The organism is Xanthomonas sp. NCPPB 2866 (assembly GCF_041475745.2).
GTDB lineage: Bacteria > Pseudomonadota > Gammaproteobacteria > Xanthomonadales > Xanthomonadaceae > Xanthomonas > Xanthomonas arboricola.
Genome location: NZ_CM192975.1, coordinates 302019 through 316409 on the forward strand (window position 1 = coordinate 302019; position 14391 = coordinate 316409).

The window sequence follows — 14391 nt, forward strand, 5'->3', positions numbered from 1 at the left end:
ACGCCGTGCGATGACAGCTGACGCCGCTGCGCCCCCGCGCGATGCGCTGCTCGACGCAGGCAACGCGTGCGCACTCATGCAATGCTCCAGGCGTCACGCAACGCCTTGCGTGCAGGTGTGTGTACACCGCAAGACAGCCAAGAGCAGCACCTGCAGACGGACATCATCACCTCACATCCGGAACACGCCAAAGCGTGTCGTCTTGATCGGTGCATTCAATGCGGCCGACAGTCCCAGCCCCAGCACGCGACGGGTATCGGCCGGGTCGATGATGCCGTCGTCCCACAGGCGTGCGCTGGCGTAATACGGATGCCCCTGCTGCTCGAACTGTGCACGGATCGGCGCCTTGAACGCAGCTTCCTCTTCGCCCGACCAGGCGCCACCCTTGGCTTCGATCCCGTCGCGGCGCACGGTGGCCAAGACGCTGGCGGCCTGCTCGCCGCCCATCACGCCGATGCGCGCATTCGGCCACATCCACAGGAAGTTCGGCGAGTAGGCGCGACCGCACATGCCGTAATTGCCGGCACCGAACGAGCCGCCGATCACCACGGTGAACTTGGGCACCTTGGCGCAGGCCACCGCCATCACCAGCTTGGCCCCGTCCTTGGCGATGCCGCCATGTTCGTATTTGCGCCCGACCATGAAGCCGGTGATGTTCTGCAGGAACACCAGCGGAATGCCACGCTGCGTGCACAGCTCGATGAAGTGCGCGCCCTTGAGCGCGGACTCGGAAAACAGGATGCCGTTGTTGGCGATGATGCCCACCGGATAGCCATGCAGATGCGCAAAGCCGGTGACCAAAGTGCTGCCGTAGCGCGGCTTGAATTCGTCCAGCTGCGAGTCGTCGACGATGCGGGCGATCACTTCGCGCACATCGAAGGGTTTGCGCGTGTCGGCAGGAATCACGCCATACAGTTCGTCGGCGATGTAGCGCGGCGGCAGCGGTGCCTGCAGTGCCAGCGATGCAGCCGGCTTGCGCCAGTTGAGCTGCGCGATGATGGCGCGCACGCGCGCCAGGGCCTGCAGGTCGTTGTCGGCAAAGTGGTCGGCCACGCCGGAGATGCGCGTGTGCACATCGGCACCGCCGAGTTCTTCGGCACTGACTTCTTCGCCGGTGGCCGCCTTGACCAGGGGTGGACCGCCGAGAAAGATCGTGCCCTGCTCGCGCACGATCACCGTTTCATCGCTCATCGCCGGCACGTAGGCGCCGCCAGCGGTGCACGAGCCCATCACGCAGGCGATCTGCGGGATGCCGTTGGCCGACAGGTTGGCCTGGTTGTAGAAGATGCGCCCGAAGTGATCGCGGTCGGGAAACACTTCATCCTGCAGCGGCAGGAACGCGCCGCCGGAATCGACCAGGTAGATGCATGGCAAGCGGTTCTGCTGCGCGATTTCCTGCGCGCGCAGATGCTTCTTCACCGTCATCGGGTAATAGGTGCCGCCCTTGACGGTGGCATCGTTGGCCACGATCACGCACTCCACCCCGGACACGCGCCCGATGCCGGCCACCACACCGGCGCACGGCACCTGATCGTCGTACATACCGTGCGCGGCCAATGGCGCGATCTCCAGCAAGGCGCTGCCCGGATCCAGCAAGGCATCGATACGCTCGCGTACCAGCAACTTGCCGCGTGCGCTGTGCTTGGCACGCGCAGCCTCGCTGCCGCCCAACGCGGTCTGCGCCAGCGTGCGGCGCAGATCCTCGACCACGGTGCGCATCGCAGCAGCGTTTTGTTGGAAGCTCTCGCCGCTGACCTGCAGCTGGCTGGTGATCGCGCTCATGGTGGCTCCGTCAGGCGGTGCGTTCGAACAGCTCGCGGCCGATCAGCATGCGTCGGATCTCCGAGGTGCCCGCGCCGATTTCGTACAGCTTGGCATCGCGCCACAGGCGCCCGGTGGGGTAGTCGTTGATGTAGCCGTTGCCGCCCAGCACCTGGATCGCCTGGCCGGTGAGCCAGGTGGCTTTTTCGGCCGCGTAGAGAATCGCGCCGGCCGCATCCTGGCGCGTGGTCAGCCCGGCATCGCAGGCGCGCGCCACCGCATAGACGTACGCGCGGCAGGCGTTGAGCCCGACGTACATGTCGGCCAGCTTGGCCTGCATCAACTGGAAGGTGCCGATCGGCGCGCCGAACTGCTTGCGCTCGTGCACGTACGGCAGCACCACGTCCATCGCCGCGGCCATCAAGCCCAACGGGCCGCCGGCCAGCACCACACGTTCGAAATCCAGCCCGGACATCAGCACGCGCACGCCGCCGTTGAGCGTGCCCAGCACGTTTTCGGCCGGCACTTCGCAATCGGTGAACACCAGCTCGCAGGTGTTGGAGCCGCGCATGCCCAGCTTGTCGAGCTTCTGCGCGGTGGAGAATCCCGGCATGCCCTTTTCGACGATGAAGGCGGTGATGCCGCGTGCGCCGGCATCCGGGTCGGTCTTGGCGTACACCACCAGCACATCGGCGTCCGGGCCGTTGGTGATCCACATCTTGCTGCCGTTGAGCACATAGCGGTCGCCGCGCGCATCGGCGCGCAGCTTCATCGACACCACATCCGAGCCGGAGCCGGCCTCGCTCATCGCCAGCGCGCCGACATGCTCGCCGGTGCACAGCCTGGGCAGGTAACGCTGCTTCTGTTCCGGCGTGGCGTTCTTGCGCAGCTGGTTGAGGCACAGGTTGGAATGCGCGCCGTACGACAGGCCGATGGCCCCGCCGGCCCGCGAGATCTCTTCCATCGCCACCACATGCGCCAGGTAGCCCATGCCGCTGCCGCCGTACTCTTCTTCCACGGTCAGCCCGAGCAGGCCCTGCTCGCCGAACAGGCGCCACAGCTGGGCAGGGAAGACATTGTCCTGGTCGGCCACGGCGGCGAGCGGGGCAATATGGTGGCTGGCGAAGGCCGCCACGCTTTCGCGCAGCAGATCGATGTCTTCGCCAAGCGCAAAATTCAGGGACGGCACGTGCATGGAGCGACTCCGCAGGGATCGGGATGTGCCGGGTGGGAGCGGGCAGGCCGCACGGCGTTTGTGCGCAGCCTAGCGGTCCCCAATGAAAAAGTGAACTAAAATTCAACTATTGAACCCAGAATCACACCATGGCTTATCGACGCTCCGCCCTGATGGAAGAACGCCTGGCCGGCAATCGCGAACGCATCCTGCACGCGGCCCGCGCCCTGATCGCCGAAGGCGGCTACCGCAATGCGCCGGTGACCGCCGTCGCCGCTGCCGCTGGCGTGTCCACCGGGCAGATTTACCGGCACTTCCCTTCCAAGGCCGAGCTTTTCGTGGAAGTTCTCAATGCGGCGGTGCAGCGCGAGATGACCATCCTGCGCGCCATCACCACCACCCAGGCCAGCGCTGCCGAGCGCCTGCGCAATGCGATCGCCACTTTTGTGCGGCGCGCGCTGGCCGGTCCGGCGTTGGCGTACGCCTTCATCGCCGAGCCGGTGGAAAGCGAGGTGGATGCCGAGCGCATCCGTGGCCGGCGCCTGTTCGGCGAAGTGTTCCGTCAGTTGCTTGCCGAAGGCGTGGCGGCTGGCGAGTTCCCGCCGCAATCGCTGGACGCGGCGGCGGCCTGCATCGTCGGCGCCTTCACCGAGGCGCTGGTGGGACCGATCGCCCCCAGTCGCGGCGACCCGCAGCAGGGCGAGCAACTGGTCGAGGCGATCTGCGGGTTCTGCCTGCGCGCGGTCGGCGCGTCCCATCCGGCCGGCTGACAGTGCACTGACTGAGCCTCTAACTGGGCCGTATGAACGCTTCTGACTGTGCATATACTGTGCACTCGTCCTGCTGGAGTCGTGCGATGGTCGCCGTTCTCAATCCCCTGGCCCTGACCGAACGCCTGCGCGTACCGGATCGCACCATCCTGTCGCCCTCGGCCATGGCCGGCCTGCTGGATCTGTCGCAGCAGGAGCTGGCCGAGCTGGCCGGTGTGCATCGCAACAGCCTGCGCGTGCATCCGGAAAGCCCGCGCGTGCAGGACCTGCTACGCAACCTGTCGCGCCTGCTGGTGGCGATGACGCAGCTCCAGCCTGACGAACGCCAGGTGGTGTTCCACCTCAAGAACACCCCGATTCCCGCGTTCGAATTCGCCACCTTGCTGGAAGTGGTCAAACAGGGCCGTACCGACGATGCGCTGACCTATCTGCGCACCGTCGCCTCGGGGGCCGCCGGTTGAAGCTGAGCGCCCCGGCGCACTGCACGCTGTATCGCGCCTTCACCCCGCGCTGGGCCGCCGAACCGCTGAGCGGCGCCGGTGCGGCACGCTCGGGCGGGCGCTTCAATCGTTTCGGGCAGCCGGCGCTGTATCTGTCGCTGCAGCTGGAAACCGCTGCTGCCGAATACGCGCAGGCCGCGCTGTTCCTACCGCCATTGACCCTGGTCAGTTACGCCGCCGAGCTGCCGGCGTTGGCCGATCTACGCCTGCTCGATGCAAGCTGGGATCCGCTCTGGTCCGATTGGACCGAGGACTGGCGCAAGGCCCTGGTCAACAAGATCGAACCGGTGAGCTGGGTGCTCGGCGACATGCTGCGCGAGGCGGAGATCCCTGGCGTGATCTTTCCCAGCATGGCGTTGCCGGAGGGCATCAACGTGGTGTTGTTTCTGGACATGCTGCAGCCCGAACAGGTATTGCGCGTGCTCGACGATGGCCGCCTGCCGCGCGATGGGCGTAGTTGGGGCGATCCGCCGATCGAGGCGTAGCGAGGCCCTTCAACCCAGCAACAGCTGCAGCGCACCCGCCAGCACCGGCGCGGCCACGGCCGTGGGCAGAATTAATCCACGCCGATACGGCAGCAGCCACAGCGACAGCAACGCGGCTGCGCCGGTCAATGTGCCCAGCCACAACACCGGGCCGATGCCCCAGTCTTGCGCGTGTACCGCCAGGCCGAAGGTGAGCAGCAACAACAACCAACCCAGCACGCGCAGTTGCCGCGAACGTGCGGCGCCCAGCGTGCGGCCACGCACTTCCTGCTGATGCTTGTCCATCGCCAGGCACAGCGCGGCGAATCCGGAAAAATTCAGCGCCAGCAACAGCCACACGCTCATGCGCTCTCCTGCATCGGCACGCCGCCTTGCGCAGGCGCGGTTGCAGTGGCGCGCGCACGTCGTGCCGATGCCGGTTGCGGCGCCTTCCAGTGTTGCAGGCGCCATCCCGCGATCCCGAGGGATACGCCAAGGAACAGGCAGACCAGATCGACCCCGGCCAGCGTCCATTGCCCGGCCGGCAACGTCACGCCCAGATGCACATCGGTGGTGATCGCATTGACCACCGGCACCAACGCGAACAAGCCCGCACCCAGATACAGGTGCCAGCTCCACATCGCACGCCGTGGCCACACGAATGCGGCCAGCAATGCAGCGACCCATGCGACGAAGAACAGATTGGCCTCCATCGCCGCGCGCCCCTCCAGGCCAACCGGCAACAAGCGGTTGGCCCAGAAGAAACTGGCAAAGGCGATCGGCAGGCCGGCGACCGTGCCGATGTTGAGCGCATCCACCAACCGCAGCCCGAAGCCGATGCGCCCGGCCTTCAGGTGTTTGGGGCGTTCCTTCACTGCCCACATCACCACGCCGCTGGCCACCATCAGGCAACCAAGCAAGCCGGAGCCGAAGAACAGCGCGCGCATCCACGGCCCGGCGAAGTGGGCGATATGCAGGCCCACCATCACCCCACGCGTCTGGCTGGCACCGCCCGGCGGCCCGCTGCGCTGCAGGCGCTGTCCAGTGATTGCATCGAACAGGATGGACGGCGCATCGGTGGAGAGGTTGCCAGCGCGCTGGGTGACGCCGACCGCCGCATGCGCGTCGTTGGGAAGCGAGACCGCCACGTTGCCCACCTCGCCGCCGCGCCAGTCGCTGCGCGCACGCGCCACGAATTGTTCCAGCGGCAGCATGCGCGCCGGCGTGCCGGAGGCGCTTCGCGTATCGGCGACCCGGTTGGCGGATTCTTCGTAGAAACGCATTTCGTTGTCGGGGTACTGCGCCTTGATGCCCCAAGGCAGGTACATGAACATCAAGGTCACGATGCCGGTGTAGGTGATCATCGCGTGGTACGGCAACGCGGTCACCGCGCTGACGTTGTGGAAATCCAGCCACGAGCGCAGGCCCTTGCCCGGGCGAAAGGTGAAGAAATCCTTGAAGATCTTCTTGTGCGTGATCACGCCGCTGATGATTGCCACCAGCATGAACATCGCGCAGAAACCGACGATATAGCGCGACCACATCACCGGCAGATAATGCAGATCGAAATGCAGCCGGTAGAAGAATTCGCCGCCCAGGGTGTCGCGTGCGGCGATCTCCCTGCCGGTGGCCGGGTCGATGATGGCGGTGCCGTACATCTGCCGGCGGCTGGCCGGTTTGCCATCGGCTGGCACAGGGTTTTGCCAGTACATGCTGACTACCGGATTGCGCGTGTCCGGCAAGGTGATGTTCCAGCTCTGCGCATCGGCTGCATGCGTCTGCAGATACTGCTCGGCACTGCGCAGCGCGGTTGCGTTGCTCACCGTGGTGATGGGCAATTCCGGGCGCATCCAGCGGCTGATTTCGTCGCGGTAATAACTCGCCGTGCCGCCCATGAAGATCAACAGCAGCACCCAGCCGACCAGCAGCCCGGTCCAGGTGTGCAGCCACGCCATCGACTGGCGGAATCCCTGCTTCATGCCACGCCCCGTTGCAGCCATGCGGCCAGTGCGAACATCAGCGCCGCCGGCACCGCGATGCCGGCCCAGGCGCGCCACACGCTGGCGGTGGCGAAAGCCCATAGCGGCGCGCAGGCGCACACCACGATGCCGACCAGCATGCTGGTCAACACCGCCTCGCTGCGTGGCATCGGCAGGACCAGCGCCAGCAACAGATTGGTGGCGCTGGCGAGTGCATAGCCGCCAAACATCGCCGCCAGCGTGCGCCCAAGCACGCCCAGCCAGGGACGCCTGAACCAGGGAAGCGGCAGGGACGGTGCGGTGGACATCGGATCAGCCAGGCGTGCGGCCGACTTACTCGGCCAGGAAGGTCAACGTGCTGATGTGATGGATCATCGACACCTGCTTGCCGGCGATCTCACGCTTCACCGGCTCCTTGTTGGTGGCGACTAGGATGTGCCGGCCGGCGCGCAGCTTGGGCAGGGTCACCTGGCCCTTGGCGTCGGAGGTCAGCGTCTTCTGCCACTTCTGCGGGTCGATCACCGTCACCTCGACCTTGGGCAGCGGCTTGTTGCGATAGAGCACGGTCAGCGTGTTGCTGTTGGCGGCGGTGGGCACCAGTTCGAAATCGAGCTTGGCCGAAGGCGTGGCGCGCCCGGCGCGTGCGTAGTAGCTCACGGTCTCGAAGCCGCCGGCCTCGCCCTTCCACGGCTCGAACACGCTGTCGTCGCTCAGCCAGGCATCGCCGGTGCCGGACAACGGCGCGGTGAGGAACTCGCTGCCGCGCTGCAGGGCGCCAGCCTTGCCGGCGCTGCCGAACACAGTCGGCTTGACCACCCGCTTGATCTCGTCCTCGCCGTGATCCAGGGCCTCCTGCGCCGGCTCGCCGAAGTAGATGCGTACCGGGCCGCTGCCGTCACGCTCGATCCAGATCTCGTGAGCCTGGGCAGACAGACTGATGCTGGCCAAGGCCAGGCAGGACAGCAGGAAGGACTTCATCGCGGCGACTCCTCATAAGCGGGACCGGGCGAGGCGAGAACCGCGTCACCGTGGATTGATGGGAATGATACGCAATTCCCTCAAGCGAGACCAACGTCTCATGCGGCATTGCGGCAATTCATCGGGCTGCGCAGACCGGCGTGCCTGCAAGACCCATAGCGCGCCAGGGCGCAGCGCACACCGCTGCAATCACTGTCATGCACAGTGGCCAGACGGGCGCGAACTGTGCTCTATACTCCGGCGCTAGCAGAGGTCTTCGACCAACAGCCAGGGGTGAGCGCGTGCGGAATTACGACCTCGAGTTCCTGAAGAAATTCTCGATGGTGATCGGACTACTGGTGGTGATCACCCTGGGCCTGATTGCCCTGGCAGCCTATTTGCAACGCGCCATTCCCGACGAAGTCTCGCCCACCGCGGCCAAGCGCGTGCAGCAACGCATCGCCCCGGCCGGCGCGGTCTATGCCGGCACCACCGGCGCGTCCGCACAGGCCGCAGCCCAGGCGGCAGCGCTGGCCAAGGCTGCCTCGCAGTCCGCCTACGGTGGCAGCACCGACGGCAAGACCATCTTCGACAACCTGTGCACCGCCTGCCACACCACCGGCGTCGGCAAGGCGCCGACGCTGGACCATGCGCACTGGGACGCGCGCATCGCCCAGGGCAAGGACACCTTGTACAAGCACGCGATCGAGGGCTACACCGGCCCGGATGGCGGCATCATGCCGCCCAAGGGCGGCAACCCGGCGTTGACCGAAGAGCAGGTGCGGGCCACGGTCGACTGGATGCTGAGCAATCTGAAGTAAGCGCCTGAAGCATTAGCAAGCGTTCGCAATAAGCGACTGACACAAGCGGTCGGGTACGGCCAGGTTGCAGCGCCTGCCGTGCGCGGGTCCATCGACTGGTCAATCGTGAGGCTTGCGCACGCTTGAGCACGCTTTGCTTTTGTAGCGCGGCAGCCACTGCGCGAGCGTTTGCACTCGCTGCACGACGTGCTAGCACGACAACGTCAGCCTTGGTCACCCACGCCAGCGCAATTGCTTCCGGGAATGCCCGCAGTTGCCGGCACCTGCGCACCGGCCAGGTTACCCACGCGGCAGCTGTCCGCCACTCGCAAGGTTTTGCTAGCCTGTCGCGGTTCTCACGCGCCGCCTTCGGGGCGGCGCTTGCATGTGGTCTACGTCTTTCTGGAGTGTGTCGATGTCGCGTTGCTCGCTGGTTGTGCTCGGTGTGATCGGTCTGTTGGCGCCACTGCTGGGCAGTGCCGCCGAGGGCGCGCCGCAACGTCTGTCGATCGCCGACGTGCAAGGCGAAGACACCCGTAGCCCCTACGACGGCCGTGTGGTCGACGTGGAGGGCATTGTCACCGCCGATACGCGTGCCGGTCTGGCCGGGCTGTTCGTGCAGCAGCCCGGCTTCGAGCCGCGGCGCTCGCACGGTCTGTTCGTCACCGGTGCCGGCAATGCCGAGGTGGCGGTGGGCGACCGCGTGCGCATCGTCGGCACCGTGCGCGAGGTGTCGGCAGGCGGCGAGGCGAGCCTGACCACGGTGGATGCCAGCAGCATCGAGCGACTGGCCAGCGGCCAGCCGGTGCCGGTGCGCATGCTCAGCGGGCCGCCGGCCAACTGGGAAGCGCTGGAAGGCGAGCACGTGCGCATCGCTGCGCTGACGCTCAACGGCAGCGATCGTCTGGACACCTATGGCGAGCTGGTCGCCGCGTTCGGCGGGCGCTTGTGGCAGCCCAGCGAAGTGGCCGCCGCCGGCACCCCGGCCTTCGCACAGGTGCAGGCCGACAACGCCCGTCGCCAGGTGTTGCTGGACGACGCGCGCAACGGCCGCAGCCCCAAGACGGTGGCCTATCTGCCGGCCGATCCGGTGCTGCGCAGTGGCAGCCTGCTCAAGTCGGTCGACGGCATCGTCGACCAGCGCTACGACGGCAACTACCGCATCCAGGTGCTGAGTCCGTTGACGCTGCCGGCCATGCCGACCGCGGTGGCGCCGCAGGTTGGCGGTGACCTGCGTATCGCCTCGTTCAATCTGGAGAACTTCTTCAACGGCAATGGCCGCGGCGGCGGCTTTCCGACCAAGCGCGGTGCGCGCACGCACGAGCAGTTCCAGGCGCAGCTGACCAAGCTGGTGTCCACCATCGTGCCGTTGCACGCCGATGTGGCTGCGTTGATGGAGCTGGAAAACGATGGCAATGACGCCGATGCGGCGGTGGCGCAACTGGTCGCCGCGCTCAACGCGGCTGACAAGGACAAGGACTGGCAGTTCGTCGACACCGGCAGCGGCCCGGGCGATGACGCGATCCGGGTCGGCATCGTGTACCGCAGTTCGCAGGTCACGCCGGTTGGCAAGTCGGCCACGTTGACCGGCGGGCCGTTCGACAGCCACAGTCGGGTGCCGCTGGCGCAGGCGTTTCGCAGCACCCGCGGGGCAACCTTCGTGGTGGTCGCCAATCACTTCAAGTCCAAGGGCTGCGGCAGCGCCAGCGGCGCCGATGCCGACCAGCGCGACGGCCAGGCCTGCTGGAACGCCACCCGCACCGAATCGGCCAAGCGCCTGCACCAGTGGCTGCAGACCGACCCCACCGGCGCGCAGACCAAGCTGGCTGTGTTGCTGGGCGATTTCAACGCCTACGCAATGGAAACGCCGATGCGCAGCCTGCGCGCCAGCGGCTGGCAGGATGCCTTTGCGGTGGCCGGCGTGAAGCAGCCCTACAGCTACGTCTACGATGGCATGAGCGGGCGGCTCGACCACGCCCTGCTCAGCCCGGCGATGGCCAGGCAACTGCGCGGCGCGGTGGAATGGCATATCAACGCCGATGTCATGGACGATGCCGGCTATGCCAAGCGCAACCTGCCCGGCCCGTGGCGCAGTTCCGACCACGACCCGGTGCTGCTGGGTTTTTCGCTATAGCGCGCTAGCTGGCGCACGTCCCGGCGCGGCGGCGCAGCCGCAGGTTGAGCAGGTGCGTGCTGGCCAGCAGCAGGCTGCCGGTCACCGTGATCGGGGTTTCCCAACTGCCGCCGGCAAGCCCGCTGGCGCCCAGCACCAGTCCGGCTAGGCCGAAGACCGCCAGCGCCCACACCGGCGCGGGCAGCGCATGCCGGCGGTGGCTGCTCCACAGCGCGTAGCCGCTCAGCGGCACGGCAGCCGTGGCGAACACCACATGCACCCATTCGGCCCGGCTCCAGGCACCCAGCAGCGGCAGTGCAGCGGCCAGCAATGGCAGCGCCAGGCAGTGCAGCAGGCACAGGCTGGATAAGGCGATGGCCGAGTTGTCCAGTACGGAAGCGGTAACGCGCATCGGAGGTGTCCTGTCGAGCTAGTGTTATATAGTAACACTTCCATTCCAGCCAGGCCCTCAGGATGTCCCTGTCCCCCAAGCGCGATTCACGCCTGCCCGTCACCGTGTTGTCCGGCTTTCTCGGCGCCGGCAAGACCACCCTGCTCAACCGCATCCTGCATAACCGCGACGGCCTGCGCGTGGCGGTGATCGTCAACGACATGAGCGAGGTCAACATCGACGCGCAGCTGCTGCGTGAGGGCGGCGCGGCCTTGCGACGCACCGAAGAGACATTGGTGGAATTCAGCAACGGCTGCATCTGCTGCACGTTGCGCGACGATCTGCTGCAGGAGGTGCGCAAGCTGGCCGAACAGAAGCGCTACGACTATCTGCTGATCGAATCGACCGGCATTGCCGAGCCGATGCCGGTGGCGGCCACCTTCGCGGTGCGCGATGCCGACGGCTTCAGCCTGGCCGACATCGCCCGGCTCGACACCATGGTGACGGTGGTGGACGGCAGCCACTTCCTGCAGGACTTCGGCTCGGCCGCCACGCTGGCCGAACTCGGCCAGCAAGCCGGCCCGGACGATAGCCGCGGGCTGGTGCAGTTGCTGGGCGAACAGGTGGAATTTGCCGACGTGTTGGTGATCAGTAAGTGCGATCAGATCGATGCACAGCAGCTGCAACGCCTGCGCGCGGTGTTGCGTGCGCTCAATCGCGAGGCGGCGATCGTGGACGCGGCACATGGCGAGGTGCCGCTGCGCCAGGTGCTCGACACCGGCCGCTTCGATTTCACCCGTGCGCAGCTGGCGCCGGGCTGGATGCAGGAACTGCGCGGCCAGCACACGCCGGAGACCGAGGAATACGGCATCAGCAGCTTCGTCTATCGCGCCCGCCGGCCGTTTCACCCGCAGCGTTTTGCACGCATGGTGCAAGGTGGTCTGCCGCAGGTGATCCGCAGCAAGGGATTTTTCTGGTTGGCCAGCCGCATGGATTGGGTTGGCGAATTGTCCAGCGTGGGTGGCGCGACCCAGACCAATGCAGCGGGCTTCTGGTTTGCCGCACGCCATCGCGTGGATGCGCATGCCATCGGCGAGCCGTTGCAGACCAGCATCACGCCGCTGCCGTATACCGATATCGGCTGGCAGCGTCAGCAGACGCAATGCTGGACCGCGCCGCTGCCGCAACTGCACGAGGTTGGCGATGCCAGCGAGTACGCCGCGATGCAGCGGCTGTGGCACCCACTGTGGGGCGACCGTCGCCAGGAGCTGGCGGTGATCGGCGTGGACATGGATGCGCCGCGCACGCGCGCTGCGCTGGATGCCTGCCTGCTCAGCGATCACGAACTGCGCCAGGGCCCGGCGCAATGGCAACTGCTGGACGATCCGTTTCCGCACTGGCAGCGTTGATGGCGGCCTGGATCGCGCTGTCGACATCCGTTCGCGCCTGGTTCCGGATGCAATCTGCCGCAGGCTTGCATCTGCAGTGCGGCGTGCGGATGTGCCGCCACGTGGCGGTGTATCGCATGCCTCATCCGCGGCCGCCGGACAGCGCGCACAGGCAACGGCGCTGTCCGGATCTTCTGCGGTAGCCGTTGTCGCTTGCCTTGCGATGTGCTCTTGCTTTTTCGGCAGACTGGCAACGAGAGCCGTCGTCCAGGCCGGCGACGTGAGGAGGGCGGCGACGGATCTAGGCGCCGAAGTGAGCACACCGCGACGCGATGACGGCTGCCAAACAACTGACCCATGCGCATCACAGTCCCCCTTGGGTCACTGCAGCATGATCTCCAGCGCTGCCCCTTCGAGGCGAGTGGCGAAACGGCGTCGCGCCGGCCGAATGCCGCCATCAGCCCAGCCGCATGCCCCAGGCGATCGCTGCGATTGCCGGCGCCGCCAGCAACAGCCCCACCCAGCCGCGTCGGCCGATGCGTTCGCCAAACCCCAGCTTGCCGACGAGCGCTCCCAGGATGACCACGCCCAGGTTCATGCTGGCGAAGACGGTGGCCGGGCTGTGTGGCAGCAGCTGATGGGCGCGCACGTAGCACAGGATGTTGCCGAAATTGAGCGCGCCCAGGAGCACGCCGGCGAGCAGGTTGCGAAAGCTCAGGCGCGCGACACCACCCCGGCGAACGACTTGCAGGCCAAGCATCAGCACACCTGCCAGGGCAAAGCACAGCGTCAATGACGTCAATGAAGGCGTACCGGCCTGTGCGATGTGCTTGAGCAACAGATCGATCAGGGCAAAGCCCATCCACACGCCTGCCAGCCACGGCCATCCGATCGAGGTCGGGGCCGAATCCACACCGGTGGCCTGACGTGGCCGTTGCAGGATGCAGACGATGGCCAGCAGACCCAGGCCCAGTCCCGTCAGCTTCCAGGCATTGACCGGTTCACCGAAGAGCGTGAACGCCGCCGCCAGCGAGAGCAGGAGCGACAGGCGTTGGGCAATGTCGGTACGGACGATGCCGGCGGTGGCGACCGCGCGTGCCAGCAGCATGAAGATCGAGGGCAGCGCCACCGCCAATGCAAACAGTGCCAGCCAGGGCGTGGTCGGCGCGCGCAGCGTGTCCAGTGACGGATGCAGGGTCAGCCACGCCAGCAGTGCGGCGGTGGCGTAGTTCCAGGTGATCGCCTGCGCAGCGTCCAGGCGATAGCGCGGTAGCAGCTTGAGAACCACCGACACCAGGACACTGCAAACGACGGCAAACAGCAGAAAATGCATGGGCAACGCAACGAAGTGTGCAGGCAGGGCGATGAACGCGGCCGGCGGGGCGGCTATTATGACGGTATGTCCAATCCCTTATTCCCCACCGAATCGGCCGCACTGACATTGGACGGGCCGGTCGGTCCGCTCGATGTCGCGGTCGATCTGCCCGAGCCGGACGTTGCCGTGCAACCGGTCACCGCCATCGTCTGCCACCCGCTCTCCACCGAGGGCGGCAGCATGCACAACAAGGTCGTCACCATGGCTGCGCGCGCGCTGCGCGAGTTGGGGATCACCGTGGTGCGCTTCAATTTCCGCAGTGTCGGCAACTCGGCCGGTGCGTTCGATCATGGCGATGGCGAGCAGGACGACCTGCGTGCGGTCGCCGCATGGGTGCGCAGCCAGCGCCCGGGCGACACCCTGTGGCTGGCCGGCTTCAGCTTCGGGGCGTATGTGTCGTTGCGCGCCGCCGGCTCGCTCGCACCGCAGGTGCTGATCTCGATCGCGCCGCCGGCCGGGCGCTGGGATTTCAGCGACATGCAGCCGCCGGCGCAGTGGCTGGTGGTGCAGGGCGATGCCGACGAAATCGTCGACCCGCAGGCGGTGTATGACTGGCTGGAGACCCTGGAGCAGCAGCCCGAGCTGGTACGCATGCCCGACACCAGCCACTTCTTCCACCGCAAATTGATCGACCTGCGTGGTGCGATCCAGCATGGTGTCCGGCGCTGGTTGCCGGCCGCCGTTTGACCGCGGCAGGGCCCATGCGTATCGCCCGGCGA

The 14391-nt window shown here is 66.7% G+C and carries 15 protein-coding genes; 7 read left to right on the forward strand and 8 right to left on the reverse strand.

What is annotated here, in order from left to right; translation table 11 throughout:
• Positions 1 to 171 precede the first annotated feature (171 nt).
• Both ACCQ04_RS01255 and ACCQ04_RS01260 read right to left on the reverse strand, forming a co-directional pair.
• Positions 172 to 1782, reverse strand: coding sequence for a carboxyl transferase domain-containing protein (locus ACCQ04_RS01255; protein ID WP_226427041.1), 1611 nt, complete (start codon positions 1780 to 1782; stop codon positions 172 to 174).
• Between the two features lie 10 nt (positions 1783 to 1792).
• On the reverse strand, positions 1793 to 2956 hold the full coding sequence (locus ACCQ04_RS01260; RefSeq protein ID WP_104553342.1) for an isovaleryl-CoA dehydrogenase: 1164 nt from the start codon (positions 2954 to 2956) through the stop codon (positions 1793 to 1795).
• 128 nt (positions 2957 to 3084) lie between these two features.
• Between ACCQ04_RS01260 and ACCQ04_RS01265 the strand changes: the two genes are divergently transcribed.
• The 3 genes from ACCQ04_RS01265 to ACCQ04_RS01275 all read left to right on the forward strand — a co-directional run bounded on the left by ACCQ04_RS01265 (position 3085) and on the right by ACCQ04_RS01275 (position 4690).
• The gene (locus ACCQ04_RS01265; protein WP_104553341.1) at positions 3085 to 3705 is read left to right on the forward strand and encodes a TetR/AcrR family transcriptional regulator; all 621 of its coding nucleotides are present in this window, start codon (positions 3085 to 3087) and stop codon (positions 3703 to 3705) included.
• A gap of 86 nt (positions 3706 to 3791) precedes the next feature.
• Positions 3792 to 4166 (forward strand): hypothetical protein, encoded by a 375-nt coding sequence (locus ACCQ04_RS01270; RefSeq protein ID WP_016902050.1) that lies wholly within the window; start codon positions 3792 to 3794, stop codon positions 4164 to 4166.
• Entirely contained in the window at positions 4163 to 4690 is a 528-nt protein-coding gene (locus tag ACCQ04_RS01275) for an RES family NAD+ phosphorylase (RefSeq protein ID WP_024939008.1), read from the forward strand. The genes ACCQ04_RS01270 and ACCQ04_RS01275 overlap by 4 nt, the downstream gene beginning before the upstream one ends.
• A gap of 9 nt (positions 4691 to 4699) precedes the next feature.
• Here the strand turns inward: ACCQ04_RS01275 and ACCQ04_RS01280 are convergent, their stop codons facing one another.
• Genes ACCQ04_RS01280 through ACCQ04_RS01295 form a run of 4 tightly spaced genes read right to left on the reverse strand, consistent with a single transcriptional unit; the run spans position 4700 to position 7626 of the window.
• Positions 4700 to 5035, reverse strand: a complete 336-nt coding sequence (locus tag ACCQ04_RS01280; protein ID WP_226427040.1) for a DUF3325 domain-containing protein — start codon at positions 5033 to 5035, stop codon at positions 4700 to 4702.
• On the reverse strand, positions 5032 to 6648 hold the full coding sequence (locus ACCQ04_RS01285) for a PepSY-associated TM helix domain-containing protein (RefSeq protein ID WP_226427039.1): 1617 nt from the start codon (positions 6646 to 6648) through the stop codon (positions 5032 to 5034). The genes ACCQ04_RS01280 and ACCQ04_RS01285 overlap by 4 nt, the downstream gene beginning before the upstream one ends.
• Positions 6645 to 6956: a DUF3649 domain-containing protein gene (locus ACCQ04_RS01290; protein WP_024939006.1), complete on the reverse strand. Its 312-nt coding sequence runs from the start codon at positions 6954 to 6956 to the stop codon at positions 6645 to 6647. Before ACCQ04_RS01290 ends, ACCQ04_RS01285 begins: the two co-directional genes overlap by 4 nt.
• 25 nt (positions 6957 to 6981) lie before the next feature.
• A complete protein-coding gene (locus ACCQ04_RS01295) occupies positions 6982 to 7626 on the reverse strand; it encodes a DUF4198 domain-containing protein (RefSeq protein ID WP_039528992.1) in 645 nt (214 codons plus the stop codon).
• A gap of 281 nt (positions 7627 to 7907) precedes the next feature.
• Here ACCQ04_RS01295 and ACCQ04_RS01300 point away from each other — a divergent pair, with 281 nt between their 5' ends.
• A complete protein-coding gene (locus tag ACCQ04_RS01300) occupies positions 7908 to 8426 on the forward strand; it encodes a c-type cytochrome (protein WP_016902056.1) in 519 nt (172 codons plus the stop codon).
• Positions 8427 to 8820: 394 nt separating this feature from the next.
• Positions 8821 to 10539 (forward strand): ExeM/NucH family extracellular endonuclease, encoded by a 1719-nt coding sequence (locus ACCQ04_RS01305; protein WP_226427038.1) that lies wholly within the window; start codon positions 8821 to 8823, stop codon positions 10537 to 10539.
• A gap of 4 nt (positions 10540 to 10543) precedes the next feature.
• On the opposite strand, the gene ACCQ04_RS01310 is transcribed toward ACCQ04_RS01305, so the two are convergent.
• Positions 10544 to 10930: a MerC domain-containing protein gene (locus tag ACCQ04_RS01310; RefSeq protein ID WP_026064212.1), complete on the reverse strand. Its 387-nt coding sequence runs from the start codon at positions 10928 to 10930 to the stop codon at positions 10544 to 10546.
• A gap of 62 nt (positions 10931 to 10992) precedes the next feature.
• Here ACCQ04_RS01310 and ACCQ04_RS01315 point away from each other — a divergent pair, with 62 nt between their 5' ends.
• Positions 10993 to 12318 (forward strand): GTP-binding protein, encoded by a 1326-nt coding sequence (locus tag ACCQ04_RS01315; protein WP_226427037.1) that lies wholly within the window; start codon positions 10993 to 10995, stop codon positions 12316 to 12318.
• Positions 12319 to 12754: 436 nt separating this feature from the next.
• Here ACCQ04_RS01315 and ACCQ04_RS01320 read toward each other — a convergent pair whose 3' ends face one another.
• Positions 12755 to 13630, reverse strand: coding sequence for an EamA family transporter (locus ACCQ04_RS01320; protein WP_226427036.1), 876 nt, complete (start codon positions 13628 to 13630; stop codon positions 12755 to 12757).
• A 66-nt stretch (positions 13631 to 13696) separates the two neighbouring features.
• On the opposite strand from ACCQ04_RS01320, the gene ACCQ04_RS01325 reads away from it, so the two are divergent.
• Complete coding sequence (locus ACCQ04_RS01325; RefSeq protein ID WP_184614736.1) at positions 13697 to 14359, forward strand: alpha/beta hydrolase; 663 nt, start codon at positions 13697 to 13699, stop codon at positions 14357 to 14359.
• The last annotated feature ends 32 nt before the right edge of the window (positions 14360 to 14391 follow it).

Bases quoted from the DNA above. Each gene is read 5' to 3' on its own strand.
- ACCQ04_RS01295 (WP_039528992.1), bottom strand. From the start codon at position 7,626: ATGAAGTCCTTCCTGCTGTCCTGCCTGGCCTTGGCCAGCATCAGTCTG.
- ACCQ04_RS01315 (WP_226427037.1), top strand. From the start codon at position 10,993: ATGTCCCTGTCCCCCAAGCGCGATTCACGCCTGCCCGTCACCGTGTTG.
- ACCQ04_RS01285 (WP_226427039.1), bottom strand. From the start codon at position 6,648: ATGAAGCAGGGATTCCGCCAGTCGATGGCGTGGCTGCACACCTGGACC.
- ACCQ04_RS01320 (WP_226427036.1), bottom strand. From the start codon at position 13,630: ATGCATTTTCTGCTGTTTGCCGTCGTTTGCAGTGTCCTGGTGTCGGTG.
- ACCQ04_RS01270 (WP_016902050.1), top strand. From the start codon at position 3,792: ATGGTCGCCGTTCTCAATCCCCTGGCCCTGACCGAACGCCTGCGCGTA.
- ACCQ04_RS01310 (WP_026064212.1), bottom strand. From the start codon at position 10,930: ATGCGCGTTACCGCTTCCGTACTGGACAACTCGGCCATCGCCTTATCC.
- ACCQ04_RS01255 (WP_226427041.1), bottom strand. From the start codon at position 1,782: ATGAGCGCGATCACCAGCCAGCTGCAGGTCAGCGGCGAGAGCTTCCAA.
- ACCQ04_RS01280 (WP_226427040.1), bottom strand. From the start codon at position 5,035: ATGAGCGTGTGGCTGTTGCTGGCGCTGAATTTTTCCGGATTCGCCGCG.
- ACCQ04_RS01305 (WP_226427038.1), top strand. From the start codon at position 8,821: ATGTCGCGTTGCTCGCTGGTTGTGCTCGGTGTGATCGGTCTGTTGGCG.
- ACCQ04_RS01265 (WP_104553341.1), top strand. From the start codon at position 3,085: ATGGCTTATCGACGCTCCGCCCTGATGGAAGAACGCCTGGCCGGCAAT.
- ACCQ04_RS01325 (WP_184614736.1), top strand. From the start codon at position 13,697: ATGTCCAATCCCTTATTCCCCACCGAATCGGCCGCACTGACATTGGAC.
- ACCQ04_RS01260 (WP_104553342.1), bottom strand. From the start codon at position 2,956: ATGCACGTGCCGTCCCTGAATTTTGCGCTTGGCGAAGACATCGATCTG.
- ACCQ04_RS01290 (WP_024939006.1), bottom strand. From the start codon at position 6,956: ATGTCCACCGCACCGTCCCTGCCGCTTCCCTGGTTCAGGCGTCCCTGG.